This is a genomic window from Paraburkholderia sp. J67, assembly GCF_905220265.1.
GTDB lineage: Bacteria > Pseudomonadota > Gammaproteobacteria > Burkholderiales > Burkholderiaceae > Paraburkholderia.
In genome coordinates this window covers 147,396-157,317 of the sequence record NZ_CAJMZK010000019.1, presented here as the reverse complement: position 1 = coordinate 157,317, position 9,922 = coordinate 147,396, and the positions used below count along the sequence as shown (strand labels likewise).

The window sequence follows — 9,922 nt, the reverse complement described above, 5'->3', positions numbered from 1 at the left end:
TGCGAAACCCCGGCCCTAAAAAGCCGGGGTTTTTGCTTTTCCGCTCTCCCTATAAGTGAGAGCGTTGTAGTTTCGGTGCCGAACAAAGTGCTTGACACTGATCGGAACTTAACCTACAATCATCAGTTCTCTACGGAGGGGTGCCCGAGTGGCTAAAGGGGGCAGACTGTAAATCTGTTGGCTTACGCCTACGTTGGTTCGAATCCAACCTCCTCCACCAGAATTCAGCTGAAGTTAAGTGTGTCGGGAATCGGCAGTCCTTGCGGGTGTAGCTCAATGGTAGAGCAGAAGCCTTCCAAGCTTACGACGAGGGTTCGATTCCCTTCACCCGCTCCAGCGAAACCGTTGTAAAGCAGCAGTCAGTGCCCATGTGGCTCAGTGGTAGAGCACTCCCTTGGTAAGGGAGAGGTCGGCAGTTCGATCCTGCCCATGGGCACCAGTCAGTATCTAGCAGGCCTTCAGGGGCCTCGCATCGAGCAGGCAGTGCAGCAATAGTGATTGTTTGCGCGCCCCGCGCAACGTACGGAAAAATCCTCTTAGGAGTCGAAAATGGCCAAGGGTAAGTTTGAGCGGACCAAGCCGCACGTGAACGTGGGCACGATCGGTCACGTTGACCACGGCAAGACCACGCTGACGGCAGCAATCACGACGGTTCTGACCAAGAAGTTTGGCGGCGAAGCCAAGGCTTACGACCAGATCGACGCAGCACCGGAAGAAAAGGCGCGCGGCATCACGATCAACACCGCGCACGTCGAGTACGAAACGGCTAACCGCCACTACGCACACGTCGACTGCCCGGGCCACGCTGACTATGTGAAGAACATGATCACGGGCGCGGCACAGATGGACGGCGCGATCCTGGTTTGCTCGGCTGCTGACGGCCCGATGCCGCAAACGCGTGAGCACATCCTGCTGGCGCGTCAGGTTGGCGTTCCGTACATCATCGTCTTCCTGAACAAGTGCGACATGGTCGACGACGCCGAGCTGCTCGAGCTGGTCGAAATGGAAGTGCGCGAACTTCTGTCGAAGTACGACTTCCCGGGCGACGACACCCCGATCGTCAAGGGTTCGGCCAAGCTGGCGCTGGAAGGCGACACGGGCGAGCTGGGCGAAGTGGCGATCATGAGCCTGGCCGACGCACTCGACACGTACATCCCGACGCCGGAGCGCGCAGTTGACGGCGCCTTCCTGATGCCGGTTGAAGACGTGTTCTCGATCTCGGGTCGTGGCACGGTGGTGACGGGCCGTATCGAACGCGGCATCGTCAAGGTCGGCGAAGAAATCGAAATCGTCGGTATCAAGCCGACGGTGAAGACGACCTGCACGGGCGTGGAAATGTTCCGCAAGCTGCTCGACCAAGGTCAGGCAGGCGACAACGTCGGTATCCTGCTGCGCGGCACGAAGCGTGAAGACGTCGAGCGCGGCCAGGTTCTGGCAAAGCCGGGTTCGATCACGCCGCACACGCACTTCACGGCTGAAGTGTACGTGCTGAGCAAGGACGAAGGCGGCCGTCACACGCCGTTCTTCAACAACTACCGTCCGCAGTTCTACTTCCGTACGACGGACGTGACGGGCTCGATCGAGCTGCCGAAGGACAAGGAAATGGTCATGCCGGGCGACAACGTGTCGATCACGGTGAAGCTGATCGCTCCGATCGCGATGGAAGAAGGTCTGCGCTTCGCAATCCGCGAAGGTGGCCGTACCGTCGGTGCTGGTGTCGTTGCAAAGGTCATCGAGTAAGTTTTTGCCAGTCTCGGTGATCGACTAAGTGGTTTCGGGGTGGTGTGACCATCACCCCAAAATGGTTTAGGGGTATAGCTCAACTGGCAGAGCGTCGGTCTCCAAAACCGAAGGTTGGGGGTTCGATTCCCTCTGCCCCTGCCAACTCTCCGCGCCTCAGGCGCGTTGTTCTTTAAGGTGTTATGGCGAATCCTTCCGTCGAAACTGTTAATACTTCCAGCGACAAGCTGATGCTTGTAGCGGGTGTATTGTTGGTTGTGGCCGGGTTCGTAGGGTTCTACTGGCTCGGTAGCCAGGAGTGGTATGTCCGCGGTGCAGCGCTTGCAGTTGGCGTCATCGCGGGGGTGGTAGTCGGTCTTCTTTCGGCGCCCGGCAAGAGCTTCATCGCGTTTGCCAAAGACTCGTACAAGGAAGTTCGCAAGGTCGTCTGGCCGACTCGCAAAGAGGCTACGCAAACGACGCTGGTGGTCTTCGGTTTTGTGCTGGTAATGGCCATCATTCTGTGGGTTTGCGATAAATCCATCGAATGGGTGATTTTCTCGGCGATTCTGGGTTGGAAATGATATGAGCGATACACCGGCATCCCCGAGCGGAAAACGTTGGTATGTGGTGCACGCCTACTCCGGCATGGAGAAGAGCGTGCAACGTGCGCTTCAAGAGCGCATCGATCGTGCCGGCATGCAAGACAAGTTTGGCCAGATTCTTGTGCCGACTGAAGAAGTAGTCGAAGTGAAAGGCGGTCACAAATCAGTGACTGAGCGTCGTTTCTTCCCAGGCTATGTCCTGGTCGAGATGGAAATGACGGACGAAACGTGGCACCTCGTGAAGAACACGGCCAAGGTAACCGGTTTCGTCGGCGGAGCACGCAACCGCCCAAGCCCGATTTCGCCGCGCGAAGTCGAAAAGATCATGTCGCAGATGCAGGAAGGCGTTGAGAAGCCGCGCCCCAAGACCCTGTTCGAAGTCGGCGAGATGGTCCGGGTAAAAGAAGGCCCGTTCACGGATTTCAACGGCAGCGTCGAAGAAGTCAACTACGAAAAGTCGCGCGTCCGGGTCTCCGTCACCATTTTTGGTCGCGCTACGCCAGTCGAACTCGAATTCGGCCAGGTCGAAAAGCTGTAAATCGAATACGACGGATCGCACTTTCGGGTGCGGTCCGTTTTTCCGCGCTTACGGTCCGCGTCATGACCGTAGAGGAGCGCCAGTAGCGCAATCGGCTGTAGCAGTTTGTTGGTACAGCGAAGATTGTGCGAGAGCGCGCTACCACTCACCTGAACGCTCACGCGTTCCAATGAGGTTTTCAACATGGCAAAGAAAATCATCGGCTTTATCAAGCTGCAGATTCCTGCAGGTAAAGCCAATCCGTCGCCGCCGGTCGGCCCCGCACTGGGTCAACGCGGCCTGAACATCATGGAGTTCTGCAAGGCGTTCAACGCGCGGACTCAAGCGATGGAACCGGGTCTGCCCACGCCGGTCGTGATCACGGCTTTCGCGGACAAGAGCTTCACGTTCATTCTGAAGACGCCGCCGGCTACGATCCTGATCAAGAAGGCAGCGAAGATCGACAAGGGTTCGGCCAAGCCGCACACCGACAAGGTCGCTTCGATCACGCGCGCTCAAGCTGAAGAAATCGCCAAGACCAAGATGCCGGACCTTACGGCAGCCGATATGGACGCAGCGGTCCGCACGATCGCTGGTAGCGCCCGCTCGATGGGCATCACCGTGGAGGGCGTGTAAATGGCTAAGGTTTCCAAGCGTCAAAAGGCACTGGCTGCCAAGATCGACCGTCAGAAGCAATACCCGATCGCCGACGCACTGTCGCTCGTGAAGGAATGCGCCACGGCGAAGTTCGACGAGTCGATCGACGTCTCGGTCCAGCTCGGCATCGATGCAAAGAAGTCGGACCAGGTCGTTCGTGGTTCGGTCGTTCTGCCGGCAGGTACGGGTAAGTCGGTTCGCGTTGCTGTGTTCGCCCAAGGCGAAAAGGCTGAGCAAGCCAAGGCAGCTGGCGCAGAAATCGTCGGTATGGAAGATCTGGCAGAACAGATCAAGGGCGGCAACCTGAACTTCGACATCGTGATCGCTTCGCCGGACACGATGCGCGTCGTCGGTACGCTCGGTCAGATCCTCGGCCCGCGCGGCCTGATGCCGAACCCGAAGGTCGGCACCGTGACGCCGGACGTGGCGACCGCGGTCAAGAACGCGAAGGCTGGTCAGGTGCAATTCCGTGTCGACAAGGCCGGTATCATCCACGCGACCATCGGCCGTGCATCGTTCGAATCGACCGCGCTGCGCAGCAACCTGGATGCGCTCCTCGAAGCGCTGACCAAGGCCAAGCCGGCAACGAGCAAGGGCGTGTACCTGCGCAAGGTCGCTGTCTCGAGCACGATGGGTGTTGGCGTTCGCGTCGACCAATCGTCGCTGGCAGCGTAAGCGTCGTAACTGTTTTGCCGCGTTGAGGCCCGCAAGGGCGGCAGCGCGGATTTAAAGGGCTTTGGGCGGTTGTGCGGTGGCAAGTACCGCATCGCGCAACCGGTTGTCAAAGACCGTTGGCGGACGTGCAGCAGTTGGGCGCATCCTTAATGCAAAGCCAACGCAGATGGCGAACCCGAAAAAGTTTTGAAGTGTTGATGTGAGCAAAGCAGGCGGCAACGCCTGACAATGCAAGCTGATTTACTCCGGACTGGTCGGTCGCCGTTGTTGAACGCGGCACATGAGCGAAAGCGAAGTGTGTCGAATCTGGAGGTTAACCGTGCCACTGAACAAAGAAGGTAAGCAGGCCGTCGTGGCTGAAGTCTCCGCGCAAGTCGCGAAGGCTCAGACCGTCGTGTTGGCCGAGTATCGTGGAATCGCGGTTGGCGATCTGACCAAGCTGCGCGCGCAAGCGCGTGAGCAGCAGGTGTACCTGCGCGTGTTGAAGAACACGCTGGCGCGTCGCGCCGTCGAAGGTACCCCGTTTGCTCCGCTGGCAGAGCAGATGACTGGCCCCCTGATCTACGGCATCTCGGAAGATGCAATTGCTGCTGCGAAGGTCGTCAACGACTTCGCAAAGAGCAATGACAAGTTGGTCATCAAGGCTGGTTCCTACGAAGGCAAGGTGATGGACAAGGCAGGCGTGCAAGCGTTGGCCAGCATCCCGAGCCGCGAAGAACTGCTCTCGAAGCTGCTGTTCGTTATGCAAGCTCCTGTTTCCGGCTTCGCGCGTGCTCTCGCCGCGCTGGCGGAGAAGAAGCAAGCAGAAGCTGCCTGATTTCAGGCAGACGAACGAGCAAGAGCGAGCGAGAAAGATCGCTAGCTGTTTCCGAATTCAAATCTGGAGTAATTTCAAATGGCAATCGCAAAAGAAGACATCCTCGAAGCCGTTGGCTCGATGTCGGTTCTCGAACTGAACGAACTGGTCAAGGCATTCGAAGAGAAGTTTGGCGTGTCGGCAGCTGCTGTGGCAGTCGCTGGCCCGGCAGGCGGCGGCGCAGCTGCTGCTGCTGAAGAGCAGACCGAATTCACGGTCAACCTGCTCGAAGCAGGCGCAAACAAGGTTTCGGTCATTAAGGCTGTTCGCGAACTGACGGGTCTCGGCCTGAAGGAAGCGAAGGACCTGGTTGACGGTGCACCGAAGCCTGTTAAGGAAGCTGTGCCCAAGGCTGCTGCTGAAGAAGCGAAGAAGAAGCTGGAAGAAGCCGGCGCGAAGGCTGAAATCAAGTAAGTTTCAGCGCGCTGTGCGAAGGCTGGCGGTTTTTACACCGCCGGCCTTTTTGTGCTTTGTGGGTTCTGCGTTTTTGTGTTCGATTTGTTGAAGATCGGAGGCGGGATGCGGGACCCAGAAGCCAAAGAAAAACGTCTTACGCAGGGTGTGATTTGGACCGCCTGTGCGCACGACGCTTCTCTTTGTCTTCTGAAGCGACTGCAGAAGGCAAGTTTGGTCGGGCAGCGGGCAAGTTATGACAAGCCGGTATCCGCTGCCGTCAGCCAGCGGTTGGTAGAGGCCAACCACCAAGCTTCCAGGGCTCGCGCAGCCATCGGGTCTCAGTCGGTGAACACTCGGGTCGTCCTACCCGCCGTGATTCGGAGATCGTATGCAATATTCCTTCACCGAGAAGAAGCGTATTCGCAAGAGTTTCGCGAAACGCCCCATCGTTCACCAAGTTCCTTTCCTGCTGGCAACCCAGCTTGAATCATTCAGCACCTTCCTGCAAGCGGAAGTGGCTTCGGCGCAGCGCAAACCGGAAGGTCTGCAAGCTGCGTTCACGTCTGTTTTTCCTATTGTTTCCCATAACGGCTTTGCTCGTCTAGAGTTCGTCAGCTACATGCTGTCGTCGCCGGCATTCAACATCAAGGAATGCCAGCAACGCGGTCTGACGTACTGTTCGGCTCTGCGTGCCAAGGTCCGTCTCGTCCTGCTCGACAAGGAATCGCCGAGCAAGCCGGTCGTGAAGGAAGTGAAGGAACAGGAAGTGTACATGGGCGAAATTCCGCTCATGACGCCGACGGGTTCCTTCGTCATTAACGGCACGGAACGTGTCATCGTCTCGCAGCTGCACCGCTCGCCTGGCGTGTTCTTCGAACACGACAAGGGCAAGACGCATAGCTCGGGCAAGCTGCTGTTCTCGGCACGTATCATTCCTTACCGCGGTTCGTGGCTCGACTTCGAGTTCGACCCGAAGGACGTGCTGTACTTCCGCGTCGACCGTCGCCGCAAGATGCCGGTCACGATCCTGCTGAAGGCCATCGGCCTCACGCCGGAACAGATCCTCGCGAACTTCTTCGTGTTCGACAACTTCACGCTGATGCCGGAAGGCGCGCAGATGGAGTTCGTGCCGGAGCGTCTGCGTGGCGAAGTCGCGCGTTTCGACATCAGCGATCGCGATGGCAAGGTCATTGTCCAGAAGGACAAGCGGATCAACGCCAAGCACATCCGCGACCTCGAAAGCGCGAAGACTACCTACATTTCGGTCCCCGAAGATTATCTGCTCGGCCGCGTTCTCGCGAAGAACGTCGTCGATGGTGATACGGGCGAAGTGATCGCGAACGCGAACGACGAAGTCACCGAAGGCGTGCTCGACAAGCTGCGTGAGGCGAAGATCAAGGACATCCAGACGCTCTATACGAACGATCTGGATCAAGGTCCTTACATCTCGTCGACGCTGCGTATCGACGAAACCGTCGACAAGATGGCCGCACGCATCGCGATCTACCGCATGATGCGTCCGGGCGAGCCGCCGACCGAAGAAGCGGTCGAGGCACTGTTCAACCGTCTGTTCTACAGCGAAGAAGCGTACGACCTCTCGAAGGTGGGTCGTATGAAGTTCAATCGCCGCGTCGGCCGTGACGAAATCGTCGGCCCGATGACGCTGCAGGACGACGACATCCTCGCGACCATCAAGATCCTCGTCGAGCTGCGCAACGGCAAGGGCGAAGTGGACGACATCGACCACTTGGGCAATCGTCGCGTGCGTTGCGTGGGCGAACTCGCGGAAAATCAATTCCGCGCAGGTCTCGTGCGTGTCGAACGTGCAGTCAAGGAACGCCTCGGCCAGGCCGAAAGCGAAAACCTGATGCCGCACGACCTGATCAACTCGAAGCCGATTTCGTCGGCGATTCGCGAGTTCTTCGGTTCGTCGCAGCTGTCGCAGTTCATGGACCAGACCAACCCGCTGTCGGAAATCACCCACAAGCGCCGTGTTTCGGCACTTGGCCCGGGCGGTCTGACGCGCGAGCGCGCTGGCTTTGAAGTCCGCGACGTGCACCCGACCCACTACGGCCGCGTGTGTCCGATTGAGACGCCGGAAGGTCCGAACATTGGTCTGATCAACTCGCTCGCTCTGTACGCGCACCTGAACGAATACGGCTTCCTCGAAACGCCGTACCGTAAGGTCGTGGACAGCAAGGTGACCGACCAGATCGATTACCTCTCGGCGATCGAAGAAGGCCGTTACGTGATCGCTCAGGCGAACGCGGCAGTGGCCGACGACGGCACGCTGACCGACGAACTCGTCTCGTCGCGTGAAGCGGGCGAAACGCTGATGGTCACGCCGGACCGCATCCAGTACATGGACGTGGCGCCGTCGCAGATCGTCTCGGTTGCAGCTTCGCTGATTCCGTTCCTCGAGCACGATGACGCGAACCGCGCATTGATGGGCTCGAACATGCAGCGTCAGGCTGTGCCGTGTCTGCGTCCGGAAAAGCCGGTCGTCGGTACGGGCATCGAGCGTACCGTTGCGGTCGACTCGGGCACGACGGTTCAGGCACTGCGTGGCGGTGTGGTCGACTACGTCGACGCAGGCCGTATCGTGATTCGTGTGAACGACGACGAAGCGGTGGCTGGTGAGGTTGGCGTCGACATCTACAACCTGATCAAGTACACGCGTTCGAACCAGAACACGAACATCAACCAGCGTCCGATCGTGAAGATGGGCGACAAGGTTGCGCGCGGCGACGTGCTGGCTGACGGCGCATCGACCGATCTGGGTGAGCTCGCGCTCGGCCAGAACATGCTGATCGCGTTCATGCCGTGGAACGGCTACAACTTCGAAGATTCGATCCTGATCTCGGAGAAGGTGGTTGCGGACGACCGTTACACGTCGATCCACATCGAAGAACTGAATGTCGTGGCACGCGACACGAAGCTCGGACCGGAAGAAATCACGCGCGACATTTCGAACCTCGCGGAAGTACAGCTTGGCCGTCTCGACGAGTCGGGCATCGTGTACATCGGCGCGGAGGTCGAAGCTGGCGACGTGCTGGTGGGCAAGGTCACGCCGAAGGGCGAAACCCAGCTCACGCCGGAAGAAAAGCTGCTGCGCGCGATCTTCGGCGAGAAGGCTTCGGACGTGAAGGATACGTCGCTGCGCGTGCCGTCGGGCATGAGCGGCACGGTCATCGACGTGCAAGTATTCACGCGTGAAGGCATTACGCGCGACAAGCGTGCACAACAGATCATCGACGATGAACTGAAGCGCTATCGCCTCGACCTGAACGACCAGCTGCGCATCGTGGAAGGCGACGCGTTCCAGCGTCTCGCACGTATGCTCGAAGGCAAGGTCGCGAACGGCGGTCCGAAGAAGCTCGCGAAGGGCACGAAGATCGACCAGGCTTACCTGAGCGATCTGGACCACTACCACTGGTTCGACATCCGCCTCGCGGACGAAGAAGCAGCGGCGCAGCTCGAAGCCATCAAGAACTCGATCGAAGAAAAGCGTCACCAGTTCGATCTGGCGTTCGAAGAGAAGCGCAAGAAGCTCACGCAAGGCGACGAACTGCCGCCGGGCGTGCTGAAGATGGTCAAGGTCTACCTGGCAGTGAAGCGCCGTCTGCAGCCTGGCGACAAGATGGCAGGCCGTCACGGTAACAAGGGTGTCGTGTCGAAGATCGTTCCGATCGAAGACATGCCGTACATGGCCGATGGCCGTCCGGCAGACGTCGTGCTGAACCCGCTGGGCGTTCCGTCGCGGATGAACGTGGGTCAGGTTCTCGAAGTGCACCTGGGCTGGGCCGCCAAGGGTCTGGGCTGGCGTATTGGCGAGATGCTTGCGCGTCAGACGAAGATTGCAGAACTGCGTGAGTTCCTCACGAAGATCTACAACGAGTCGGGCCACAAGGAAGACCTCGACAGCTTCAGCGACGACGACATCTTCGAACTCGCGCGCAATCTGCGCGAGGGCGTGCCGTTTGCGACGCCGGTGTTCGACGGTGCGACCGAAGAGGAAATGGGCAAGATGCTCGATCTGGCATTCCCGGACGACATCGCACAGAACCTCGGCATGACGCCGTCGAAGAACCAGGTGCGTCTGTATGACGGCCGCACGGGCGAGATGTTCGAGCGCACGGTGACCGTGGGTTACATGCACTACCTGAAGCTGCACCACCTGGTCGACGACAAGATGCACGCGCGTTCGACGGGTCCGTACTCGCTCGTCACGCAGCAGCCGCTGGGTGGTAAGGCGCAGTTCGGTGGCCAGCGCTTCGGTGAAATGGAAGTGTGGGCGCTCGAAGCGTATGGCGCTTCGTACGTGCTGCAGGAAATGTTGACGGTGAAGTCCGATGACGTGACGGGCCGGACGAAGGTGTATGAGAACCTCGTCAAGGGCGACCACGTGATCGATGCGGGCATGCCGGAATCCTTCAACGTGCTGGTGAAGGAAATCCGCTCGCTCGGTATCGACATCGACCTCGACCGCAACTAATC

At 59.0% G+C, this 9,922-nt stretch carries 8 protein-coding genes and 4 tRNA genes; all 12 read left to right on the top strand.

The annotated features are described in order from the left end of the window. Positions 1-134 precede the first annotated feature (134 nt). The 12 genes from U5782_RS28395 (at position 135) to rpoB (ending at position 9,920) form a co-directional block, all read left to right on the top strand. Positions 135-220 (top strand) — tRNA-Tyr (locus tag U5782_RS28395). A gap of 42 nt (positions 221-262) precedes the next feature. Next, positions 263-336 (top strand) — tRNA-Gly (locus U5782_RS28390). Between the two features lie 28 nt (positions 337-364). Further along, a tRNA-Thr gene (locus tag U5782_RS28385) sits at positions 365-439 on the top strand. Between the two features lie 110 nt (positions 440-549). Continuing rightward, the gene (gene tuf / locus U5782_RS28380) at positions 550-1,740 is read left to right on the top strand and encodes an elongation factor Tu (protein ID WP_175045554.1); all 1,191 of its coding nucleotides are present in this window, start codon (positions 550-552) and stop codon (positions 1,738-1,740) included. A 68-nt stretch (positions 1,741-1,808) separates the two neighbouring features. Beyond that, a tRNA-Trp gene (locus U5782_RS28375) sits at positions 1,809-1,884 on the top strand. Positions 1,885-1,922: 38 nt separating this feature from the next. Then, a complete protein-coding gene (secE, locus tag U5782_RS28370) occupies positions 1,923-2,303 on the top strand; it encodes a preprotein translocase subunit SecE (RefSeq protein WP_322047180.1) in 381 nt (126 codons plus the stop codon). 1 nt (position 2,304) lies between these two features. Continuing rightward, positions 2,305-2,862: a transcription termination/antitermination protein NusG gene (gene nusG, locus U5782_RS28365; protein WP_027821101.1), complete on the top strand. Its 558-nt coding sequence runs from the start codon at positions 2,305-2,307 to the stop codon at positions 2,860-2,862. A gap of 183 nt (positions 2,863-3,045) precedes the next feature. Beyond that, a complete protein-coding gene (rplK, locus tag U5782_RS28360; protein WP_322047179.1) occupies positions 3,046-3,477 on the top strand; it encodes a 50S ribosomal protein L11 in 432 nt (143 codons plus the stop codon). Continuing rightward, a complete protein-coding gene (gene rplA, locus U5782_RS28355) occupies positions 3,478-4,173 on the top strand; it encodes a 50S ribosomal protein L1 (protein WP_322047178.1) in 696 nt (231 codons plus the stop codon). Positions 4,174-4,492: 319 nt separating this feature from the next. Next, positions 4,493-4,990: a 50S ribosomal protein L10 gene (rplJ, locus tag U5782_RS28350; RefSeq protein ID WP_322047186.1), complete on the top strand. Its 498-nt coding sequence runs from the start codon at positions 4,493-4,495 to the stop codon at positions 4,988-4,990. Between the two features lie 78 nt (positions 4,991-5,068). Continuing rightward, positions 5,069-5,443, top strand: a complete 375-nt coding sequence (rplL, locus tag U5782_RS28345) for a 50S ribosomal protein L7/L12 (RefSeq protein WP_027821097.1) — start codon at positions 5,069-5,071, stop codon at positions 5,441-5,443. A 370-nt stretch (positions 5,444-5,813) separates the two neighbouring features. Next, the gene (gene rpoB, locus U5782_RS28340; protein ID WP_322047177.1) at positions 5,814-9,920 is read left to right on the top strand and encodes a DNA-directed RNA polymerase subunit beta; all 4,107 of its coding nucleotides are present in this window, start codon (positions 5,814-5,816) and stop codon (positions 9,918-9,920) included. The last annotated feature ends 2 nt before the right edge of the window (positions 9,921-9,922 follow it).